At 48.7% G+C, this 21,632-nt stretch carries 21 protein-coding genes and 5 tRNA genes; 22 read left to right on the top strand and 4 right to left on the bottom strand.

The window, feature by feature from the left end:
- Positions 1–43 precede the first annotated feature (43 nt).
- From KJS65_RS23020 to KJS65_RS22990, 7 genes are all read left to right on the top strand, one after another.
- Positions 44–1,363 (top strand): MFS transporter, encoded by a 1,320-nt coding sequence (locus tag KJS65_RS23020; RefSeq protein WP_213652174.1) that lies wholly within the window; start codon positions 44–46, stop codon positions 1,361–1,363.
- Between the two features lie 202 nt (positions 1,364–1,565).
- Complete coding sequence (locus KJS65_RS23015) at positions 1,566–2,663, top strand: DUF4367 domain-containing protein (RefSeq protein ID WP_213652173.1); 1,098 nt, start codon at positions 1,566–1,568, stop codon at positions 2,661–2,663.
- A gap of 292 nt (positions 2,664–2,955) precedes the next feature.
- A complete protein-coding gene (gene alr, locus KJS65_RS23010; RefSeq protein ID WP_213652172.1) occupies positions 2,956–4,149 on the top strand; it encodes an alanine racemase in 1,194 nt (397 codons plus the stop codon).
- A 219-nt stretch (positions 4,150–4,368) separates the two neighbouring features.
- Complete coding sequence (locus tag KJS65_RS23005) at positions 4,369–4,650, top strand: CopG family ribbon-helix-helix protein (protein WP_136606770.1); 282 nt, start codon at positions 4,369–4,371, stop codon at positions 4,648–4,650.
- 3 nt (positions 4,651–4,653) lie between these two features.
- Positions 4,654–5,004 (top strand): type II toxin-antitoxin system PemK/MazF family toxin, encoded by a 351-nt coding sequence (locus KJS65_RS23000; protein ID WP_127606057.1) that lies wholly within the window; start codon positions 4,654–4,656, stop codon positions 5,002–5,004.
- Positions 5,005–5,204: 200 nt separating this feature from the next.
- Complete coding sequence (locus KJS65_RS22995) at positions 5,205–7,397, top strand: alpha-galactosidase (RefSeq protein ID WP_213652171.1); 2,193 nt, start codon at positions 5,205–5,207, stop codon at positions 7,395–7,397.
- 411 nt (positions 7,398–7,808) lie between these two features.
- Positions 7,809–10,019, top strand: a complete 2,211-nt coding sequence (locus tag KJS65_RS22990; RefSeq protein ID WP_213652170.1) for a Tex family protein — start codon at positions 7,809–7,811, stop codon at positions 10,017–10,019.
- A gap of 130 nt (positions 10,020–10,149) precedes the next feature.
- Here KJS65_RS22990 and KJS65_RS22985 read toward each other — a convergent pair whose 3' ends face one another.
- Entirely contained in the window at positions 10,150–10,731 is a 582-nt protein-coding gene (locus KJS65_RS22985; RefSeq protein ID WP_213652169.1) for a CGNR zinc finger domain-containing protein, read from the bottom strand.
- Positions 10,732–10,935: 204 nt separating this feature from the next.
- Between KJS65_RS22985 and KJS65_RS22980 the strand changes: the two genes are divergently transcribed.
- Complete coding sequence (locus KJS65_RS22980; protein ID WP_213652168.1) at positions 10,936–11,406, top strand: DinB family protein; 471 nt, start codon at positions 10,936–10,938, stop codon at positions 11,404–11,406.
- 151 nt (positions 11,407–11,557) lie between these two features.
- Here KJS65_RS22980 and cmpA read toward each other — a convergent pair whose 3' ends face one another.
- Together cmpA and KJS65_RS22970 are read right to left on the bottom strand one after the other, a co-directional pair.
- The gene (cmpA, locus tag KJS65_RS22975; RefSeq protein WP_213652167.1) at positions 11,558–11,686 is read right to left on the bottom strand and encodes a cortex morphogenetic protein CmpA; all 129 of its coding nucleotides are present in this window, start codon (positions 11,684–11,686) and stop codon (positions 11,558–11,560) included.
- 112 nt (positions 11,687–11,798) lie between these two features.
- A complete protein-coding gene (locus KJS65_RS22970) occupies positions 11,799–12,149 on the bottom strand; it encodes a hydrolase/acyltransferase (RefSeq protein WP_213652166.1) in 351 nt (116 codons plus the stop codon).
- A 171-nt stretch (positions 12,150–12,320) separates the two neighbouring features.
- Here KJS65_RS22970 and KJS65_RS22965 point away from each other — a divergent pair, with 171 nt between their 5' ends.
- From KJS65_RS22965 to KJS65_RS22940, 6 genes are all read left to right on the top strand, one after another.
- Complete coding sequence (locus tag KJS65_RS22965) at positions 12,321–12,800, top strand: SprT family protein (RefSeq protein WP_213652165.1); 480 nt, start codon at positions 12,321–12,323, stop codon at positions 12,798–12,800.
- A gap of 31 nt (positions 12,801–12,831) precedes the next feature.
- A tRNA-Asn gene (locus tag KJS65_RS22960) sits at positions 12,832–12,907 on the top strand.
- 7 nt (positions 12,908–12,914) lie between these two features.
- Positions 12,915–13,003, top strand: a tRNA-Ser gene (locus KJS65_RS22955).
- A 516-nt stretch (positions 13,004–13,519) separates the two neighbouring features.
- Positions 13,520–13,795 carry a hypothetical protein gene (locus tag KJS65_RS22950; protein WP_213652164.1) on the top strand — a complete coding sequence of 92 codons (276 nt, stop codon included), beginning with the start codon at positions 13,520–13,522 and terminating at the stop codon, positions 13,793–13,795.
- A complete protein-coding gene (locus KJS65_RS22945; protein WP_213652163.1) occupies positions 13,783–14,136 on the top strand; it encodes a hypothetical protein in 354 nt (117 codons plus the stop codon). Before KJS65_RS22950 ends, KJS65_RS22945 begins: the two co-directional genes overlap by 13 nt.
- Before the next feature lie 594 nt (positions 14,137–14,730).
- On the top strand, positions 14,731–15,156 hold the full coding sequence (locus KJS65_RS22940; RefSeq protein ID WP_213652364.1) for a VOC family protein: 426 nt from the start codon (positions 14,731–14,733) through the stop codon (positions 15,154–15,156).
- Positions 15,157–15,307: 151 nt separating this feature from the next.
- Here the strand turns inward: KJS65_RS22940 and tlp are convergent, their stop codons facing one another.
- On the bottom strand, positions 15,308–15,517 hold the full coding sequence (gene tlp, locus KJS65_RS22935) for a small acid-soluble spore protein Tlp (RefSeq protein ID WP_213652162.1): 210 nt from the start codon (positions 15,515–15,517) through the stop codon (positions 15,308–15,310).
- A 174-nt stretch (positions 15,518–15,691) separates the two neighbouring features.
- Between tlp and KJS65_RS22930 the strand changes: the two genes are divergently transcribed.
- The 8 genes from KJS65_RS22930 (at position 15,692) to KJS65_RS22895 (ending at position 21,618) form a co-directional block, all read left to right on the top strand.
- A complete protein-coding gene (locus KJS65_RS22930; RefSeq protein WP_213652161.1) occupies positions 15,692–16,021 on the top strand; it encodes a hypothetical protein in 330 nt (109 codons plus the stop codon).
- A gap of 170 nt (positions 16,022–16,191) precedes the next feature.
- Positions 16,192–16,266 (top strand) — tRNA-Glu (locus KJS65_RS22925).
- A 152-nt stretch (positions 16,267–16,418) separates the two neighbouring features.
- Positions 16,419–16,494: transfer RNA gene (locus KJS65_RS22920), tRNA-Lys, on the top strand.
- A 30-nt stretch (positions 16,495–16,524) separates the two neighbouring features.
- Positions 16,525–16,607: transfer RNA gene (locus KJS65_RS22915), tRNA-Leu, on the top strand.
- Between the two features lie 210 nt (positions 16,608–16,817).
- Positions 16,818–18,443 (top strand): AraC family transcriptional regulator, encoded by a 1,626-nt coding sequence (locus KJS65_RS22910; protein WP_213652160.1) that lies wholly within the window; start codon positions 16,818–16,820, stop codon positions 18,441–18,443.
- 108 nt (positions 18,444–18,551) lie between these two features.
- Positions 18,552–19,562, top strand: a complete 1,011-nt coding sequence (locus tag KJS65_RS22905) for an ABC transporter substrate-binding protein (protein WP_213652159.1) — start codon at positions 18,552–18,554, stop codon at positions 19,560–19,562.
- Between the two features lie 36 nt (positions 19,563–19,598).
- Entirely contained in the window at positions 19,599–20,606 is a 1,008-nt protein-coding gene (locus KJS65_RS22900) for a FecCD family ABC transporter permease (RefSeq protein ID WP_213652158.1), read from the top strand.
- Positions 20,599–21,618, top strand: coding sequence for a FecCD family ABC transporter permease (locus KJS65_RS22895; protein ID WP_213652157.1), 1,020 nt, complete (start codon positions 20,599–20,601; stop codon positions 21,616–21,618). The genes KJS65_RS22900 and KJS65_RS22895 overlap by 8 nt, the downstream gene beginning before the upstream one ends.
- The last annotated feature ends 14 nt before the right edge of the window (positions 21,619–21,632 follow it).

The following is a 21,632-nucleotide window of genomic DNA, read 5'->3' as shown; positions in this document are numbered from 1 at the left end:
TCTAAACTTTATCCTACGAACAGGGAATGGGAGTGTTGTTGACATGGAGATTTTTAAAAATCGCAATTTCACGCTGCTGTTTATCGGCCGCATTCTGACGAATATCGGTGATAGCTTTTATGCCGTCGCGGCCATGTGGTTGGTATACAGTCTCGGAGGTTCAACACTATATACGGGGATTGCCGGTTTTCTGTCGATCCTCCCCCGAATCATTCAATTGTTTTCCGGCCCTATGATTGACCGGGTTCCACTGCGGGGCCTGCTGGTGTACACTCAACTGCTGCAGGCACTGCTGCTGTTAATTGTGCCAGTGGCACACTATTTCGGTTTTCTGACCGTAGGTCTCGTGCTTAGCATCACGCCGATCCTCACGACCATTAATATGTGGTTTTATCCGGCTCAGATGTCCGCGCTTCCCAAGATATTGAGCAAACACCAGCTGACGCAGGGGAACTCCTTGTTTTCGATCGCTTACCAAGGCATCGACGTTGCCTGCAACGCGATTTCGGGAGCTTTAATTATCGTGCTGGGTGCGGTTTCCCTATATCTGTGGAACTCCCTGGGATTCTTCGTTGGGGCCCTTTTGTTCATGCAGCTGCGGATAAATTCATCAACCGTTAATTCCGATAACAACGTATTGAAGAAATTTGGTGGCAAGAGAAATTTATCGGATTCCCGTCAGAACCCTATGAAAAGCTATGTGTCAGATATGAAAGAAGGTCTTAGATTGATCCTTGCCACACCGCTGGCACGCATCCTGTTTGGCATTATCTTGATTAATGCGGCAGGAGGAGCCACCTTTACCGTCATGCCAGCCTTTGCGAACAGCCTCGGCGGGGCGGGGGTATACGGAATTCTGCTCATGGCTCAAGCCTGCGGAAGTTTACTTGGCGCGATGCTTACACCCTATATGAAACTGGAACGCGTACGACTCGGATCTCTTTTTGCCGCTGCCTTTTGTTTATCCGGAGCCGCCTGGTGTCTCAGCATATTCAGCCATTGGACGTGGCTCATTGTTCTGGTCTACGGTCTGGCTTGGTTTCCGGGCGGAGTAACCAATGTCATCATTAACACCGTGATTCAAAAAGCCGTGCCGGAAAAGAGTCTGGGTACCGTTTTTGCGGCATCCTCGGGACTTAGCGGTATCGCTATGCCGCTTGGCAGCCTCATCGGCGGCAGTTTAGGTGTGATCGCAGCAAGCTCACTCGTGATCGCAGGCTGTGGTATTGTGGTATTGGGTGTAGGCATATTTTGGATGTTCGATCCGGTGACGAAAAACCTTCCGACCGCCCATGATGCGGATGAATCCTGGTTTGCGGCACCCGTACGCCCGGACGCTGTACCCTCGTCTACTTCCGTATAACAGTTTGAATCCTATATGCGATACAAGATCGAAACAACTGCCCCGCCTTAGGGGATACAGTTGTTTTTATTTTGGAGGCACGCTTTTTCGGGTGCAAAATGTACGGGCCAGCTCGGCTTGTCAGGCTAGTCTGCATAATGTGAACAAGTCCCTCATAGACATGTATCAATCAATTAAAACATGTGCTAAAGGGGATGATGTCATGCGCCGGATGTCATGGGTACTCGCCATGATCTTGTGCGTCACCGTCGTATTTGCCGGGTGCGGCAAAAAGGACGCTGCTTCCGTAGTCAAAGGTTTGAATAATGTTGCCGATACGCTGCAAAGCAAGGAAGGATCTTATAAAGGAATGGGGAAAATGACGCTCTTTACGGGAGAAAAACCGCAGGAGTATAACATTGAGGTTTGGTATCAGAACCCTTCCTACTACCGGATCAGCCTTACAAACGCCCAAAAGGATGTCACTCAGATTGTTCTCCGCAATGATGACGGTGTTTTCGTCCTCACGCCCAGCCTGAACAAAAGCTTCCGCTTCAAGAGCGATTGGCCGGAAAATCAGGGGCAGGTTTACCTGTATCAGACGCTGGTGCAAGGAATACTGAGTGATAGTACCCGCCAGTTTGCCACAGACAAGGACAGTTATGTATTCGATGTTGCAGCCAACTATCACAGTCAATCTCTGGTTCGCCAGAAAATCTGGCTCAGCAAAGACAATTACGCGCCTAAGCAGGTGCAGGTATCCGATGCTGAAGCTCATGTCATGGTTGAAGTGAAATTCAGCGAGTTCAAGTTTGATGCCAAATTTGATAAGGATTCCTTTGATATGAAGCGCAACATGACGGCCCTGGACGATCCTACGCTGGGAACGGTCATGCAGGTGGATGAGAATGGTAATCCGATTTCGGCAGATGATCCGAAGGCTGAAGGCACCGCGGCTGCAGCTCCGAAGGAGCTTGGGGACTTTGGAATGATTGTTCCGGTCTACCTTCCGGATGGCGTCGAGAATAAAGACACCAATAAAATGGAAAATAGTGAAAATCATACGGTCATCCTCCGCTATGATGGAACATATCAGTACACCATCATGGAGTCGCGTTCGCAGGACAAGGCGGTTTTCTCGTTGGCATCGGGAACGGTGGTTGATCTCGGGTTTACGTCAGCGCTCCTCACAGGAGATGATCAAAAAACGCTGACCTGGATGAATGATGACGGCATTGAGTTCCGTATTACGAGTGCAAATCTTCCAGTTGATGAAATGACGAAAATTGCCGCGTCTTTACAGGAACAAACGGGTAAATAATACAAAGTAGGCGGATTCCTGAGTTGTTAGAGCTGATTCCTCTACAATGAAGGCCTCCGCCTGTTTATCTTCTGACGCTGTGTGGTATGGTAAACCCGCCCCAATCCGGCCAGCTGTGGTTCATTGACAGTGGCCTTCTCGAACATTACGATAAATGAGCGAGTTATATAGAATGAACTAAAGCAAATCACGGTTGCGTAAGCACAGAGCTGATCGTAATTAAGTGATAAGTCATATCAGACTTTAGTCCAATCTATGTAGGTGTAAAACGTAAGAGAAGGTGACTGAAAAAATGCAAGTTCAATATAGAGCTACACAAGCGGAAATAAATCTGGATCATTTGCGTGCCAATTATGAGGCATTTCGCCGGGCGCTTCCTGAAGAAATGCTGCTGCTGGCTTGTGTCAAAGCGGATGCTTACGGACACGGTGCTGTAGAAATGGCGCGCGAGCTGGAGCGAGCGGGCGCGGACTATCTGAGCGTGGCTTTTCTGGATGAAGCGATTCAGCTTCGCCAGGCAGGCGTTAAGATACCTGTGCTTGTACTCGGATATACGCCACCTGAAGGCATCCAGGCAGCCTGGGAGCATCAGGTAACCTTGACGGTGTTTAGCCAAGATGTGCTGGAAGCCATTAAGGTGCTTCCGGCAGAAAGCCTGAAGCGTCCTTTGAAGCTGCACATCAAGATCGACAGCGGCATGGGCAGATTGGGACTTCTTCCTGGTGAAGCCGCCATTTCTTTTATCGAAAAGGCCCTGGCATTGCCGCAGGCTGAGGTGGAGGGCATGTTTACCCATTTTTCCAAGGCGGATGAAGAAGATAAAAGCTATACACTGGAGCAATACCGGCGTTTTACAAGCGTAGTGGTCGCACTGAAAGAGAGAGGCATCAGCCTCCCGATTATACATACGGGAAACAGTGCCGCCGCGATTGACACTCCGGAGCTGTCGTTCAACATGGTCCGCATCGGAATCAGCATGTATGGACTGTACCCTTCGGATGAGGTTAATCGGCAAAAGGTGGCGCTGACCCCGGTATTGACGCTGAAGACACAGGTGGCATTTGTTAAAACGCTTCCGCCTCATTGGGGCGTCAGTTACGGCGCGAGGTATGTGACGGATGCGGAGGAAACCATTGCCACGCTTCCGATTGGCTATGCGGATGGATATTCCCGAATGCTAAGCGGTAAAGCGGAGGTATTGATCCGCGGCCGCCGCGTTCCCGTAGTCGGAACGATTTGCATGGACCAGTGTATGGTAACGCTGCAATCTTTTGCTGAAGAAGCAGAAGAAATTCAAGCCGGCGAAGAGGTTGTACTCATCGGTCAGCAGTCTGGCGCAAGCATTTCGGCAGATGAGCTGGCATTCTGGCTCGGTACCATTCACTATGAAGTCATCTGTATGATTGCTAACCGGATTCCCCGCTTTTATATACGAAACGGGGCCCCATATACCCTGATCAATCCTTTGATCAGCGAAGCACACTAAACTGGATATAACCTTTGTTAGGAGCAGAAGGAATAACTTGCATACATCTCGAATATAGAATTGTGACGAGATTGTCTGTACGGAAATGCCGACTGTAGTTTATAATGGAATGCAGCATACCTGATATACCTTCGGCATATATATTCCTTTGTATAAATTTCCTTGAATAAAGTTATACTGGTGCACAAGGGTGTGAAGGTTGTGGGGGTGGAAGAAAAGGTGGCTAATATGCAGAATACCAAAAGAATTATGATCAGCTTGCCGGATCATCTTTTGCAGGAAGTGGATGGCATCGTTGCTATGGAGAATTCCAACCGCAGTGAACTTATCAGGCAGGCCATGAAGCTGTATTTGCATGAACGGAAGAAGCGTTATATCCGCGAATCCATGCAGCGTGGCTATATGGAAATGGCCAAAATTAATTTGACCATGGCCTCTGAAGCGTTTCATGCAGAGGAAGATGCAGACAGCACTCTAGGCCGCTTAGTGAGCGGGGTGTAGACATTGATCGTAAAACGCGGCGACGTTTTTTTTGCGGATCTTTCACCCGTTGTTGGTTCTGAACAAGGTGGAGTGAGACCGGTGCTGATCATTCAGAATGATATCGGCAACCGCTTTAGTCCTACGGTAATCGTGGCGGCTATTACGGCCCAGATTCAAAAAGCCAAACTGCCGACTCATGTAGAAATTGATGCGGCTTCGCATGGTTTTGACAGGGACTCTGTTATATTGTTGGAGCAAATCCGAACCATTGATAAGCAGAGGCTGACGGATAAAATCACCCACCTGGACGAAGAAACGATGAAAAAAGTGGATGATTCTCTACAGATCAGTCTTAGCTTGATCGACTTTTAACCATGAACGTGCAAAAGTAAAGGCGTGCCCCGGGGCACGCCTTTTGTCTTTTCTCTTGCTGTATGATGGCTTTTAAAATGTCACATAAGTCCATTGTATCCGATGCTTGATCCATGTAACTTTATAGTAACCAATAAAGAGCGGACAAGGCGGGGGATACCCGGCTGAAAATCATTCCGCTTAAGCATACGGAGGGAATTATGGGAATTTATATTGATTCACAGCAGCAGCTGTTCCATTTGCAAACGAAAGGCTCAAGCTATGTATTTCAGATTCTTCCTTCCGGCTACGCGGCACATTTGTATTATGGCAAGCGGCTGCGTGCAGGCGATCTCAGCTGGCTGCTGGTATCGCAGGAGCGCTGTTCGTTCAGCCCGAATCCAGTACCTGAAGACCGTAGTATATCGCTGGATACCCTACCGCAGGAGCTGCCAGTGTATGGAACCAGCGACTATCGTCATCCCCTGCTTCAGGCGAGACTTGAGGACGGAACGACCATTACGGAATTCAAATATGTATCGCATCGCATGGAGCAGGGAAAACCGGGGCTAGAGGGTCTTCCTGCTGTATATGCGGAACGTGAAAGTGAAGCAGAGACCTTAGTGCTGAATATGCAGGACCTGGCTTCAGGACTCCATGTAGAGCTGATTTATGCGGTGCTGGAAGATTATGATGCCATCACACGGTCGATGCGTATCGTTAATGACAGCGGAGCAAGCATAGAGCTTCTGCGTGCGCTCAGCGCGAGCGTGGATTTTCCGCATATGGACTATGAGTGGCTGCAGCTGTCCGGCGCTTGGACTCGTGAGCGGGATGTCATCCGCCGTCCATTAGCATACGGCATGCAGGCTGTGGAAAGCCGCCGCGGTTCGAGCAGTCATCAGCAGAATCCGTTCGCGGCGCTGCTTTCACCGGGAACGGATGAGGATCATGGCGAGGTCTACGGCTTCAGTCTGGTATATAGCGGAAGCTTTATTGCACAGGCTGAAGTGGATCAATTCCGGACGACCAGATTGTCGATCGGTATCAATCCTTTTGACTTTACATGGCTGCTTGAACCTGGGGAGTCCTTCCAGACACCGGAAACCGTGATGGTGTATTCCGCAGGAGGCCTTGGAGGCATGTCCCGGACGTATCATAAGCTGTACCGCGAGCGGCTGGCGCGCGGGGAGTTCCGTGACCAGGAACGTCCCGTGCTCGTCAACAACTGGGAAGCAACGTATTTCAATTTCAACGCAGAAAAAATTGAAAACATTGCGAAGGCCGGACAAGAGCTGGGCATTGAGCTGTTCGTGCTGGATGACGGCTGGTTCGGGCGACGGGACCGTGATAATTCCTCGCTTGGAGACTGGGTTGTCGATTTGAATAAGCTGCCGGATGGATTGGATGATTTGGTGGAAAGAGTGAATCACCTGGGAATGCAGTTCGGCTTATGGTTTGAACCGGAAATGGTATCGCCGGACAGTGATCTATACCGCATGCATCCAGATTGGTGTCTCCATGTTCCTGGGCGTCGGCGTACGGAAGGCAGACAGCAGCTCATACTTGATTTTTCCCGTCAAGACGTCAGAGATGAGATCGTACGGATGATCGGTAATGTCCTAAGCAGTGCGCCGATTACGTATGTAAAATGGGACATGAATCGTAATATGACGGAGATTGGCTCAGCTTTACTGCCGCCGCAGCGGCAGCGGGAGACAGCCCACCGTTATATGCTCGGACTCTATGAAGTTATGGAGCGCATTACAATGGCATTCCCGCATATCCTGTTTGAAAGCTGTTCCGGTGGCGGTGGACGCTTTGACCCTGGTATGTTGTTTTATATGCCTCAGACTTGGACCAGCGATAATACGGATGCGGTCGCCCGTCTGAGAATTCAGTATGGTACCAGTCTTGTATATCCGGTCAGCTCTATCGGCTCCCATGTGTCAGCGGTTCCCAACCATCAGGTCAAACGTACAACGCCGCTTGATATGCGCGGTCTGGTGGCGATGTCGGGGAACTTCGGTTATGAGCTGGATTTAACGCGGTTTAGCGATGAGGAGAAGGAGGCTGTCAAAGAGCAGGTCGCCTTATACAAGGAGATCCGCGGACTGGTGCAGTTTGGGCTGCATTACCGGCTGCTCAGTCCTTTTGAAGGCAATGAGACCGCATGGATGTTTGTGGCTGAAGATGGGAGTGAAGCGGCTGTATTCTATTTCCGTGTGTTGTCTGAATCCAATGCGCCTCTAAGCCGGCTGAAATTGAAAGGACTTGATCCGGACGCAGATTATTCAATCCTTGGGAGCGATGGGGTCTTCGGCGGAGATGCTCTGATGTATGCCGGTATTTCCGTTGGAGAAGATCGGGGAGATTTTCACAGCGAGTTGTTCCGTCTGAAAAGAATGCAGTAATAGGAAAATGGGATCGGCAGTGTAAAAAGACTGTAAAGGACGAGCCTTGCTCCGGATATTCCGGCGCAGGGCCTTTTTGTGTTATTGCCGAATTTCCAGGCAGAGTAAGGGTAAAATCGCTCATGGAAGAAGCTTCTGCCATCATTGTTTGCCTCTTCCAAAGATGCCCGCTGGAAAAGTAGGCAAAAGTTTGTGATAATATACAAGAACCAAGCTTCACTTTTTAGAATAAAATCTAAATTTTTGCTTGGCGTTTCAACTGAACTCCGAACCTATGAAATGACGACGGAGATAGAAATTTAACATAACGAAAATGAAATGTATGGAATGCCCTAATAAACGAACGTTATATACCAGACTTTGCACTATTCACGCATAACAAGCGACTGATACGGGGAAAGAGGGATTTTTATGACAGATAAGGTAATGGTGGAAATGAATACGGAAGAACAGAAGGCCAAGGAGCAGGAACGCATCGTTCAGCAGACAGCGAAGGAATTGCAGCTTTCACTGAAACAGATCCGCACGACGGTTGAGCTGCTGGATGAAGGCAACACGATTCCTTTTATCGCACGTTACCGTAAGGAAATGACCGGGGAATTGGATGAGAACCAGCTGCGCGATATTGAGGAACGGGTGAACTATCTGCGCAATCTGGAGGAACGCAAGCGTGAAGTCATCAGGATCATCGATGAGCAGGGTAAGCTGACAGGAGAGCTGAAGTCGTCTATTGAGAAGGCGGTCAAGCTGCAGGAAGTGGAGGATTTGTACCGTCCTTACCGTCAAAAGCGCAAAACCCGCGCCAGTGTAGCCAAGGAAAAAGGGCTGGAGCCGCTCGCAAACTGGATTATGGGGCAGCCGAAGCAAGGTGACCTGCAACAGGAAGCCTCCCAATACATGGACGCCGATAAAGGCGTTGAGAGCTCGGATGAAGCCATTGCCGGAGCGATGGATATTTTGGCTGAAAATATTGCGGATGACGCGACAATCCGTTCCTGGGTCCGCCGGTATACGATGGACCATGCCATGCTGACCTCGGAAGCGAAGGATGCGGAGCAGGAATCCGTGTATGAAAACTACTATAGCTACCGGGAACTTGCCAAAAAAATGCCTCCTCACCGGATCTTGGCCATTAACCGTGGCGAACGCGAAAATATACTGAAGGTAGGCCTTGAGGTATCGTCCGATCCGATTCATCATTTTATGGCACGTCAGATTGTTAAGGGCTCTTCCATAGTAGAAGCAGTATTAACGGCAGTGATAGAAGATGCTTATAAGCGTCTGATTGCCCCTTCAATTGAACGGGAAATTCGCGCGGAATTAACGGAAAAAGGGGAAAATCAGGCCATTTCCATTTTTTCCGGCAATTTGCGGAGTCTCCTGCTGCAACCCCCGGTAAAAGGCAGATGCGTGTTGGGCGTAGATCCGGCCTTCCGGACCGGCTGTAAGCTGGCTGTCGTTGATGATACGGGGAAGCTGCTCGAAGTAGCAGTAACTTATCCGACGCCACCGAACAACAAGCGAAGAGAGGCTGCGGAAAAGTTCCGCGAGCTGATCACCAAATACGGCATCCAGCTGATCGTTATCGGCAACGGTACGGCTTCCAGGGAAACCGAGCAGTTTGTGGCAGAAGTCATTGGTGATCTGAGCGATCTGAACCTGTCTTATCTGATCGTTAATGAAGCGGGAGCAAGTGTGTACTCGGCTTCCAAGCTGGCGCAGGAGGAGTTTCCGGAGCTTGATGTTGCTGAGCGGAGTGCGGTTTCCATCGCCCGCCGGGTGCAGGATCCGCTCGCAGAGCTGGTTAAGATCGAACCGAAAGCCATCGGTGTCGGACAATATCAGCATGATGTATCGCAAAAGCATCTGGACGAAAGCCTGAAGGCAGTCGTAGAGTCTGCTGTTAACCATGTTGGTGTTGATGTAAATACAGCATCACCTTCGCTGCTGTCCTATGTGGCAGGGGTTAACGCGACCATAGCCAAAAACATCGTAAAATACCGTGATTCAAACGGTAAATTCAGCAGCCGCAAGCAGCTGCAAAGCGTCCCGCGTCTCGGAGCTAAAACCTATGAGCAGTGCATCGGCTTCATGCGTATTTCAGAAGGGGATAACCCGCTGGACCGCACACCGATTCACCCGGAATCCTACACGGTCGTAGATCGTTTGTTCAAGGAGCTCGGGATCGGCATGGATAAGCTTGGAACAAAAGAGCTGTCGGATTTGCTGGCTCAGCAGCATGTGGAGCAGTTGGCTAACGCGCTTGACGTTGGCGTGCCGACGCTTCGTGATATTCTGGAGAGTCTGCAGCGTCCGGGCCGTGACCCGCGTGAAGAGCTTCCGCTCCCTATTTTCCGGACAGATGTGCTCAAGATCGAAGATTTGATGGCGGGCATGGAGCTGCAGGGAACGGTGCGCAACGTCATCGACTTTGGCGCGTTTGTGGATATCGGTATCAAGAGTGACGGCCTCGTACATATTTCACAGCTCAGTGAAGGATATGTTAAGCATCCGATGGACGTTGTATCCGTCGGGGATAATGTGACCGTCTGGGTACTGAATGTGGATTTGAAAAAGGGCCGTGTCGGACTTACGATGCGTCAGCCGAAGGATCAGCAATAAGTCGGTTCGCCCCAAGCCGCTATGGCGGTGTCAACGGATAACAAAACAAGCCCCTTTTTAAAAAATGTAAGATCCAGGGGCTTGTTTCGTTGTGTTTATTTTCTTATGGTCTGATGAAATTTTCAGGGTATCAAGATGAGGGATTTGAGTCCGAGCTGTCCGAAGCGGCTTCCTGCTTCTTTTTGGCGCGGAAACGCCGGACCTTCATCAGGTTGCCGCACATTTTATCGTCGCAGTACCGCTTGGAGCGGTTGCGCGTATCGTCGTAATATACCCAGAGGCAGTCCGGATTGTCGCAGATGCGGATTCGCGAAGGCTCACCATCGACCAGTGTAGACGCAAAGGAGGCTGAAATTTCGGCCATCACTTGCGTCCAATTGGCGTTCACAGGGATTTCTTGAAGCTGTGGTCCATGTCCTTCGTCCATGACCAAGCGGCGGTACACGGGTCCCGCATCCATCCATTGGTTGAGCTGTTCGATTTGGCTTGCGTTCGGCTCATGCCCGGAAACGATATGCCGGACCGTGTCCAGCAAAAAGTTACGCAGCCTTCGCATTTCATCTCGCTCCTTCTCGGTGGGGAATACTTCCGCGCAGACCCGATCCTGCTTCATGAACAAGCTTAGCCATTTTTCCTGTTCGAGCCGATCCTCGGAGCGGCCGCTGCCGCGCCAATCATGCCACATGCTATTGATGAAATCGTCCCAAAGCATTGCAGTTCATCCTTTCTATATGAGCATTGTAGCAAGCCAGCGAGGCTTTTGCTATCTTTTGCCCAAGCATCGGAAAGGCGTTCCCGAACGGGATGGAGGATCATATGGAATAAATTTCTTGTCTGTGGCAAAGGGCTATGTTAAAGTGTTTGTAACGACCTAAATTTAATTACAATGGTTACAAATGGAATGGAGGCGACAGGCATGAACATCCGGGAACTTTTGCTGCAATATTGGGATAACAGTATGGACCAAGAGGATTGGTACCCACCGCTCGGACCCGCGCTGAAGGAAGTGACGCTGGAGCAGGCGGTTTGGAAGCCTGGAATGGGTGCGGCGAACAGCATTTGGGAGAACGTTCAGCATTTGCTGTATTACAAGGAACGCATCTTAGGGCGATTGACGGACCCGGATGGACTGCCGGCGCAAATCGGTAACGACGAAACGTTCCGCATTCCGGAAAGCAGCGAGCAGGCGTGGGAGGAGGCGCGGGTGAAGCTTGAACAGGTCCATGCCCAATTGCGAAGCAAGCTGGAACAGCTGCCGGAGAGCGAACTGGAAAAGGATCCGCAGCGTTTCCAGAGCTTGATTACCCATGATGCGTACCATACGGGACAAATTGTGTTATTGCGCAAGCTGCTGGGCTCCTGGCCGGCGACAAGAAGCTATTCATAGGGCGCATATGTCAAGCTTTTCGGGTGAGATGAAGCCGCAGTGACCATATCTCTTGGGAAGCTATAATATGGGAAGATATAAAAAAGAAGCCGGACATTGTGTCCGGCTTGGTTTTTTGCGTACGGGCGTATTATGGATTTGGAAATCCGGCTTATGAGTGATCCGTGCCTTCGCCCGCTGAATTGCGGTAAAAGAACCAGCAATCGTTCAGCAGCTTGATCTGGCGTCTGTCCTTTTTGCGAAAGGCACGTGTCAGTTGATTGCAGAGCCATTGCGGCAAGGGTATCTCCTCCTCTTGCTAAACCTTATGTATGGATAGCATATGGGGAAGATGCCCAAAGCGTGCAGGTCTACGTCGGTTTATGGCATAAAGAAAATCGCTTATGCTCGGGTTATACGAATTCTTCTTCGTACCATTGCTCCAGCTGCGCCTGCAGCGCACGAATTTCCGTGAGCAGGGAGATCAGCGGGTAATTTGTTTCGTTCAGGGAAGCAAAGGATTGCTCCAGTTCGTTAATGTAATCGAGACCGCTGACAATGATGGAATTTTCCTGCAGCAGCTCGAGCTGTTCGCACTCAGCAACGGCGAGTGGCAGTTCAGGTGTACCTTGTGCGGTGAGCTTACTGATCTCTTTATTGAGTCTTAGGTTCAGCGCACTGAGCTGATAAGCGTAATCGGCAGGCATCTCCACGTATTGAAGCTTGTCTCCCAGCTGCAAAATGACGTAACGCATGTTTGGCATAATGTTTAGTTTCCCCCTCCATACTTGCTGCTAGCTTGTCGATGCAAAGTTAATCCTTTACTTGACAGTGTAGCTTAGGCAGAAGTTAAAATTCAAGTAGGATTCCTGTGCGTTTCAAGCATGCCGCCAGGAGGAAAGCGGAAAGGAAGTAGGACAAGAGCTATGCCAATCATGAGCAATGACGAATTGCAGGCCTGGGTGGAAAACGTGTCGCTGGATAGCTTTGGCGTGCCTTTCCGGCATCAGGCGACCTTTAATAAGAGACTGTCCTCCACCGGAGGGCGATATTTTACCAAAAGCCATCATATTGAGATTAATCCCCATCAGCTGGAGGAAAACGGCAGGGAAGAAGTGGAGAAAATCATCAAGCATGAGCTCTGCCACTATCATCTGCATTTGGCTGGAAGAGGGTACAAGCACCGTGATCCGGATTTCAAACAGCTGCTGCAGCATGTGGGAGGGAGCCGATTCTGCAGCTCACTGCCGAATCGCGGCGGAAGAAAGGTGCAGCCATACCGCTATGTACTTATTTGCCGGGATTGCGGTATGAAATACATGCGTAAACGCAAGGTTGATACGAGACGTTTCCGGTGCGGAAAATGCAGGGGGAAACTTCAACAGCAGACGCTTGACTCCCCTAAGAAATCATGATAAATTATTGATTGTTACCATTTGTAAACGTTCCCTGATAGCTCAGTTGGTAGAGCACTCGACTGTTAATCGAGTTGTCACAGGTTCGAGTCCTGTTCGGGGAGCCATTTTCTTGGAGAGATACCCAAGTGGCTATAAGGGGACCCTCTGCTAAGGGGTTAGACTGCGTAAGCGGTGCGAGGGTTCGAATCCCTCTCTCTCCGTTCGGAATACAACACGAAGCTCCCCCCGCGATTAGCGGCTGGGAGCTTTTTTGCAAAGGGATGAGAAGCCTCGAAGAGGGGGCGTCGGAGCATAAGCATCGGTAGGATCCGCATCGCAGTCCCGACCGGAGGGAGGGTATCCCTCTCTCTCCGTTCTAGCAATAACATCGCAAGAGCTCCCGCGCGAAAGCGCCGGGAGCTTTTTTGTGCAAAGGGATGAGAACCCTCAGGAGAGGGTTCGTCGGAGCATAGGCATCGGTAGGAATAGCATCGCAGTCCCGACCGAAGGGAGGGTATCCCTCTCTCTCCGTTCGAAATACAACATGAAGCTCCCACCGCGATTAGCGGCTGGGAGCTTTTTTGCAAAGGGATGAGAAGCCTCGAAGAGGGGGCGTCGAAGCATAAGCATCGGTAGGATCCGCATCGCAGTCCCGACCGGAGGGAGGGTATCCCTCTCTCTCCGTTCTAGCAATAACATCGCAAGAGCTCCCGCGCGAAAGCGCCGGGAGCTTTTTTGTGCAAAGGGATGAGAACCCTCAGAAGAGGGTTCGTACAAAAATAATGAGTTTTGCGCTTGTATTGTCTTTAAGCCTTTCATTGGCAATACCAGCATTTGCAGAACGTGATCCCTATTCAGCTATTGGCAAATATGTTCAGGAACTTGTTGACCTTGATAATGAACAAATTAAAGCACTATCTATCGAAGAGGCCGATGTTTTATTTGAAAAGGCGTATACCGTTCAGGCTGAGGATTTACCGAAGATGAAATCCGTCATGGATTGGACGGCTTAGCCTTTTTAAAATTCCAAAAAGCTATGGATGAAATTAAAGCAGCCGAAACCCAACAACTGTCCGTGTCTCCCATGTCTGATCTTTCAAATAATCGCTCATATTCAGGAGATGTCGGAATTGCATGGCTTCGTGATACAACAAGTGGTCATTCTCCTTTAACATTAGCTGAAGTTCTATCCGACACATATACTTTAGAAGTAGACTACATTACTTGGGATACCGCGGCAACCATTTTAGCAGCAAGTGCTAGTTATAATACTTTTTCAGATTTACTTCAATTAGTTGCTGTTGGTGCTGGGGGTACCGCATTAGGTAACGTTATTGGGATAAAAATTTTATAGCCCTTTATTACATCAAGGTGGTGGAATATGGTAAAAAACATACGCAATCTTATTGGCATATTTTCAGTAATGATCATCGCTTTTTGTGGAACAGAGTATCTAACTTATATTTTCTATAGCAAAAAAAGCAAATTGTTTATTCCTTGCTTTATCTTATTTTTACTAATGGTATCACTGTCTATTGGAATAATGAATAAATTCATCATTTTACCAAACAAAATAATAATTGTACCTATTATCGTGCTATTTGCCGTCTTTATCAGCCTAGCCATATTGAAAGTTACACTTCCTTACTTATAAAATTGTTAAAAAATCATAGGTCATCCTGTAGAATTCAAAGGATTCCAAGCCGTTATGAGAATATCCGCGGTGATTGTATTCCTTGGCATAGGCTGTCGTGAATTCTTGTGGTCAACTTATCTCTTTACATACTTGTTACTTACCGCAGGCACAGCAAAACTTTCTAATTAAAATGCATCTCTTAAGATGATCAATGGTTAATACACACGATTGGCATGTGCTCATTGGATCGATTTGCGAGGTGCATTTTTTTGTGCCTATAACCAAATATTCATTAAAGGAGGATATTTCATTATGAATCCAAGTATATCCGTCTTGACCCTGGGGGTAGACGATTTGGAAAGAGCGCTGATCTTTTACCGGGATGGCCTGGGGCTGCCCACGGAAGGCATTATCGGAACAGAATTTGAGCACGGCGCCGTCGCGTTCTTTGACTTTCAGGCCGGCATAAAGCTGGCTATCTGGAAAAGGGGCGACCTTATCCACGATGCTAACATCGTGAGTACCGCACCGAGCAGTGCGGAGTTTACGATCGGCCACAACGTCGCCAGCAAAGCGGCGGTCGACCAAGTGATGGAACAGGCGCGTCTGGCAGGAGCCACGATCACCTCCCCGGCACATGATACGTTCTGGGGAGGGTACTCAGGCTATTTTCAGGACCCTGATGGGCATTTGTGGGAAATCGTCTGGAATCCCTCCTGGGAGTTTCCAGTGGAGTAAAGGAGGGGAGACGGGGAACGGCAAATGCATCCCCTCTTTTTTGGATTTTGAAGCCGGTCATATCTCCGTTTGGATATACATCTTCAAGAAGCTCCCACCGTTACCGGTTGGGAGCTTCTTGAACAGGGAAGAGAGGGGCTTTGAGTCCACCTTACTTTTCGTCCTGGTATTCTTCCTCAAAACCTTCGATTGCTTTTTCGCGTTTAGCATTTTTATGCTCAAGATTTTGCTGTTCTTGTCCGGAGATTTCATCTGCATGCTCATCCAGGTAATGATTCGTTTCCTGAATGTTTTCGCGAGTGTTGCTGATCGAGTCTTGGATTTTCTCCGCGTTGTCGGAACGGTCATCGGGTTTAGCCATAAGTATAATTCTCCTTTATTTGTTTTTTAGGCAGGATCCGGTTCAATCCTTTTTATGTGTAAAGCCAATCATAAGATGCCTTGGCAGCGTCAAACTTATGCATTTGTATTAGAAAGGCTATGTTAAACTTTAGTCGGAGATGATTTGCTTAATATTAAGTAGGGAGGTCTTTCAATGAAAAGTTCTTTTCTCGGCTTAGTTGCTTCCATCGGATGCATTATTTTGAGTGCTGTTTTTTTGTATTGGAATCCATATTCAACTACACCACCGAATATTAGAACGATTAATGTCATTTATATAATGTTGATTCTTCCCGCTTTTGTTGGCATTGTAACTTCGTTTTTGAAAAATCGAATCTTAATGTTTATTGTGTTTGTTTGGTCTTTGCCTTTTGGTCTTTATCTATCAATCGTGTCAATACCGAGTATTTGGAACCTCTTTGGTGCAGTTCTTATTGTGTATCTCGTTTCTGCGATACAGATGAAGAAAACTGTTGGTACTTGAAAAAGACTGTTATTTAAATATCATTGCGCCGATCGTTTAGTCAAAATTGGTCTGAGTGCCATTTGAAAAAAAATAACGCTTTGCAGGTAAGAGGAATAAATCAAAAAAAGTACTTGTCATGTCCCAAAAATTCTGGTAAGATAATTTTTGTTGTCACGCTTTGTTGATATGGCCCGTTGGTCAAGGGGTTAAGACACCTCCCTTTCACGGAGGTAACAGGGGTTCGAATCCCCTACGGGTCACCATTTATATTGCAGCTTCGATGGGGGATGAGAGCCCACAAGGGTTCGTCGGAGCAGGAACTTCGTTAGCACTGCATCGCAGTCTCGAACGAAGAGAGAGTATCCCCTACGGGTCACCATTTATACTTATGGCACACATCCTAGTGAGTCAGCGAGAGCCATTAGCTCAGTTGGTAGAGCACCTGACTTTTAATCAGGGTGTCGAAGGTTCGAGTCCTTCATGGCTCACCAGTTTTATTTCAGGAAATTTCCCTTATACATGCGGTAGTGGTGGAATGGCAGACACGCTATCTTGAGGGGGTAGTGGGCGTATGCCCGTGGAGGTTCGAGTCCTCTCTACCGCATACTAAAAAGAAGCATTCGCGAAAGCGGGTGCTTCTTTTTGTTTTATAGACAGCCTGATGCCATTCCGGACGGGCTGTTTTATTTATATAGTAGGAAATAAAACATGGTTTCCAATGTATAACTTTTCATCTCAGGGCAGGACGATTATGATATGATAGCTACTATATGATAATGATAACCATTCTCAATAAAAGGCGGTACATTGATTAATGATACATGAAAGCAGTGTGAAGCTGCATAATTTGACTGCCAGGCTATGGAATGTGGAGTTCTTTCATGAGATGGGGCTGCGCCTCGCACATCAGCTGGCCGTGCAGAGTGCCTTGATTATACTTCTGAAGGGAGAAGCTGATCTTGAACTGGGAGATCGGATCATACGGATGGGCGAGGGCTGCGTGTATTTATGTCCTGGAGGAAGAACATTCGGAGTGAGCGGATACGGCTCGGAGCCAGTATCCGTCGCAGTTTTTAATTTCAGTTTCTATCATGCAGATCTTTTACAGAGAGAAAGGCTTCTTGAAGTCGAGACGGGTGCATGGATGATCCGGGAAGAAGGGACGGTGTTAAGTTCTGCGGAAAGACTTCATTCGATCTGCCGCAAGGTTTACAAGGAGTTTCATCATGTTGATGATATTAAACGTTGGCGTGCCCAGCTCGATTTTCAGGAACTGCTGTTTGAGCTCATAGCGGAAAGCAGCAGCGATTCTAAAAACGATAAAATTCAGGCATTGGAACGTGCCAAAATATTTCTGGAAGAGCATTACAGCGAGGACCTCACGATAGACCAGCTGGCAGAGGTGGCCGATTTCAGTTCGAACTATTTTGCGGATATGTTCAAGAAGACCTATGGCCGCAGTGTTGTAGACTATTTGGGATACGTAAGGATGAACAAAGCCAAGCAACTGATGCTGGGCTCGGAAACCCTGCTTAAGGAAATCGCGCATTTGGTGGGGTATAAAGATGAGTTCTATTTCAGTAGAAAGTTTAAGAAGGAATTTGGCCTGTCTCCCTCGGCCTATATCAAGAAGAGAACCAATAGAATAGCCCTGTACGGCTCCACCTCACTGCTTGGGTATCTTACGCCTCTACAAATCATCCCTTATGCTGCTCCCCTTCATCCTAAATGGTCTGCAGAGTACCACTCGCTTGGGCCTGAAATTCCCGTGCATCTGGATGCTTACCGCCAGAATCACAATAAAGCAGCCAATCTGGACAAGCTCGCTGCGGCACAGCCGGAACGGATTATATGCATGAAAGAGCTGGAGTCCTGGGAGAAGGAAAGGCTCAAACAAATTGCACCCGTATACGAGCTCTCGCTTGAAACGGAGAACTGGGAAGATGAACTCAGAGCGCTCGCCGGATGGCTGGATAGAACGGAGGAAGCGGAACAATGGCTGAAGTTCTTTTCCCGGAAAATGAAATTGCTGCACCAGCATGTCTCCCGGCATATACAGCATCCCAGACTCATAGCCGCACGTGTTTATGAAAACCGACTCGCTCTAAATAACAGCCGCGCGGTTAATGAAGTGCTAAGCAAGCTGCTGGGCTGCATTATGCTCTCCCTTCCGGAAGATGTGTCCGAGCTTTCCCGTTTAACCGTGGAGGATCTCGGGAAGATGGAGGCGGAGCATATTCTGGTCTTAGTCAGGCAGGATTCGGAGACTTTAGCATTTTGGAAAAGCCTGTCATCCTCGCCGGAATGGCTGTCATTGCCTGCGGTTAAGAAGGGCGGATTGCATCTCATTACTTCCTATCCGTGGCGCGAGTACTCTCCCGTTGCTATGGAGCAAATGGCAGAGTCAGCGGCTGCGCTGTTAACCGGAAAAAGTCCATGAGAAATCGGGGAATTGTCCATGGTGTATTTGACCATCCTCCTTTACTATCAATAATGATAATCATTATCAATTAAAGTGGGAACCGTCGAAGGGAGAAATCAGAGAGAAATGAAAAGAATGAAGCTTTTAACAGGGGTGTTTTTAATGCTTGCGGTGATTTTGTCAGCTTGCGGGAAAGAGAATCCATCATCAGAGCCTGCTGCGTCGACAAGCACGAATCAAACAGCCACAGAAGGAAAGTCTGCTGAAAAATCGGAGGAGCCACCAGCCTCATCAGATACAAGAGTTGTGAAATACCTGGATCAGGAATACACGCTTCCTTCCCATATAGAACGTATCGTTATTACAGGTGCTGTTGAAGCCATGGAGGATTCGATTGTCCTTGATGTGAATCCGGTCGGAGCCATCACGTTTTCCGGTAAATTCCCGCCGCTGTTCGAGTCCATCACCAAGAATGCCAAATCCGTCGGTGAAAAAATGGAGCCGAATTTCGAAACCATTCTATCGCTCAAGCCGGATGTAATTCTGAGTTCAACCAAGTTTAAGCCTGAAGTGATTGAGAAGACCAAAAAAATTGCGCCGACCATCCCGTATTCCCATGTGTCAACCAATTGGGAAGCGAATCTGAGACTGCTGGGAGAGCTCAGTGGAAAGCAGGAGCAGGCGGAACAGGAAATTGCAAAGTATAAATCGGATTTGGAAGCAACCAAAGCCCAAATTGGCGATACCTTGAAGGATAAGAAGGTTCTTGCGATACGGATTCGCGCCGGTGAGCTCTACATATATCCGGAAAAGGTATTCTTCAACCCGGTGCTCTACGAGGATCTTGGACTTACTGCACCTGCTGAAGTCAAAGCCGCTAAAGCCCAGGAGCTGATCTCGAAGGAGAAAATCGCCGAGTTGAATCCGGATGTTCTGTTCATTCAATCCTTGCCTGATGAAAATAAAGATACACCCAATGCGCTTGAAGATTTCCAAAAGGACCCGATAATCAAGAGCCTGAACGCATTCAAAAACGGTAAAGCTTTTGTGAATGTGGTTGATCCGCTCATGCAAGGCGGAACCGCATTCAGCAAAATTGAGTTTCTGAAAGCAGCAGCGGCTAAACTTACGGAGTAGAAATAAACAACGAGTTCAATATAAGGCGTGTTGATTATGCAGCTTAAACGTACGCTGCCGGCGGTTATTCTTGGAATAGCCCCGGCAGCCATTGTGTTACTAATTCTTGCTTCGATTTTGTATGGTGCCAAAAGTATCACGGCCGGCGAAGTCTGGAACTCTATTTTTGCTTTCAATCCGGATAATGTGGATCACCAGATTATTATGTCCTCGCGTCTGCCGCGTGCAGTTGGTGCAATGCTGATAGGTGCATTTCTCGCGGTCTCTGGAGCTTTAATGCAGGGCATGACACGTAATTATTTGGCTTCACCGTCCATTATGGGCGTGTCAGACGGATCTATTTTTGCCGTAACGATATGTATGGTATTTCTACCGAACGTGAATCCGAATATGTATATTATCAGCTCGCTGATTGGTTCTGCCTTCGGTGCAGCTGTGGTCTTTGGATTGGCTTGGTGTATTCCGAACGGGTTAAGTCCTGTAAAGCTGGCTATTCTAGGTTCCATTATTGGTACTTTTCTCAGCGGGACGGCGCATGGGATAGCAACCTATTATCAGGTTTCGCAAAATATCAGCTTTTGGTATAACGCCCGGCTGCATCAAATGGATCCCGAGCTTATCCGATTAAGTATTCCATTTGCCATTGTCGGCTTGACGCTGGCTCTGGTGATATCGAAATCCATCTCGGCATTGTCGCTGGGCGAAGAGGTTGCCAGAGGACTAGGAATTCGTACCTGGCTGACCAAGGCTTTGGCTATTTTGGCTGTCGTCCTGCTGACAGGAGTCTCCGTGGCCCTCGCCGGTAAGGTGGCCTTTGTAGGTCTGATTATTCCGCATATTGCCCGTTTTTGTTCAGGCTCGGATTACCGCTGGATCATTCCGGTGTCTGGTGTGCTGGGCGGGATCTTTCTTGCGCTGTGTGATATTGTGGCGCGCTTTATCAATTACCCGTTCGAAACGCCTGTGGGTGTGGTCACGTCCTTGATCGGCGTTCCTTTCTTCTTGTATCTCATCCGAACAAGAGGGGGTGCACAGCGTGAGTAAAATATCCCATGGACGATTCTGGACGGTCACGGTCTCGGGACTGTTTCTTGCCGCAGCTGCCGTCTATCTCAGCTTAACGAACGGGACGTTTGACATGTCGGTGCTCGATGTTATCAAAACGCTGCTAAGGATTCATCCCCAGCCGGAACATGATCTGGTGGTATTCGAATTCCGTCTCCCCCGGATCGTACTTGGCGGACTTGTTGGCTTTGCTCTGGGAATTGCAGGGGCAATCATCCAAGGCGTAACAAGAAACGGGCTCGCAGATCCTGGAATATTGGGCGTCAATGCAGGAGCTGGGCTGTCCGTCGTGCTGTTCATGTTTTTATTCCAAGGGAGCATCACCGCCACGGGCTGGCTTGGAGTGATGATGATGCCTATATTTGGCGTGGCTGGCGGTCTGGCGGCGACGACTGCCATTTATATGTTCGCCAACGAGGGAGGCAAGCTCGATCCCCAGCGCTTGATTTTGGTAGGTATCGCCATCGCCTCGGGCTTTGGAGCCCTCACCGTGTACATTTCTCTAAAGATGAATCCGAGCGATTATGAGATGGCTGTCGTATGGCTCGCTGGGAGTCTGCACAGCGCCAACTGGAAATTTGTTGTTACGATGCTGCCGTGGCTGCTGCTTTTACCGTTGATTTGCATGCGTTCCCATGTGCTTGATCTGTTTCAGCTAAGCAGTGAAAGCCAGAAGAGCCTGGGCATGTCGGTAGAACGGGAAAAAAATATATTTCTGCTATGCAGCGTCGGTCTGGTCAGTGCCAGTGTCGCCGTATCCGGCAGCATCGCTTTTATCGGCTTAATCGCTCCTCATCTGGCCAGACGGCTTGTAGGTTTACGGCATATTCATATCATCCCGGTCAGCGGTGTTGTCGGTATGATCATGGTGCTAGTTGGCGATTTTATCGGGAAAACCCTATTTGCCCCAGCTGAACTGGCTGTTGGCATTGTCGTGTCCATTATCGGCGTACCATATTTTGTTTTTCTGCTGATCCGCTCGCGAGCGTAAGCAGAAAGGTTCAA

It is taken from the genome of Paenibacillus sp. J23TS9 (assembly GCF_018403225.1).
In the GTDB taxonomy this organism is placed as follows: Bacteria; Bacillota; Bacilli; order Paenibacillales; family Paenibacillaceae; genus Paenibacillus_AQ.
The sequence above is the reverse complement of the archived record's forward strand: the minus strand, read 5'-3'. Positions and strand labels throughout refer to the sequence as shown.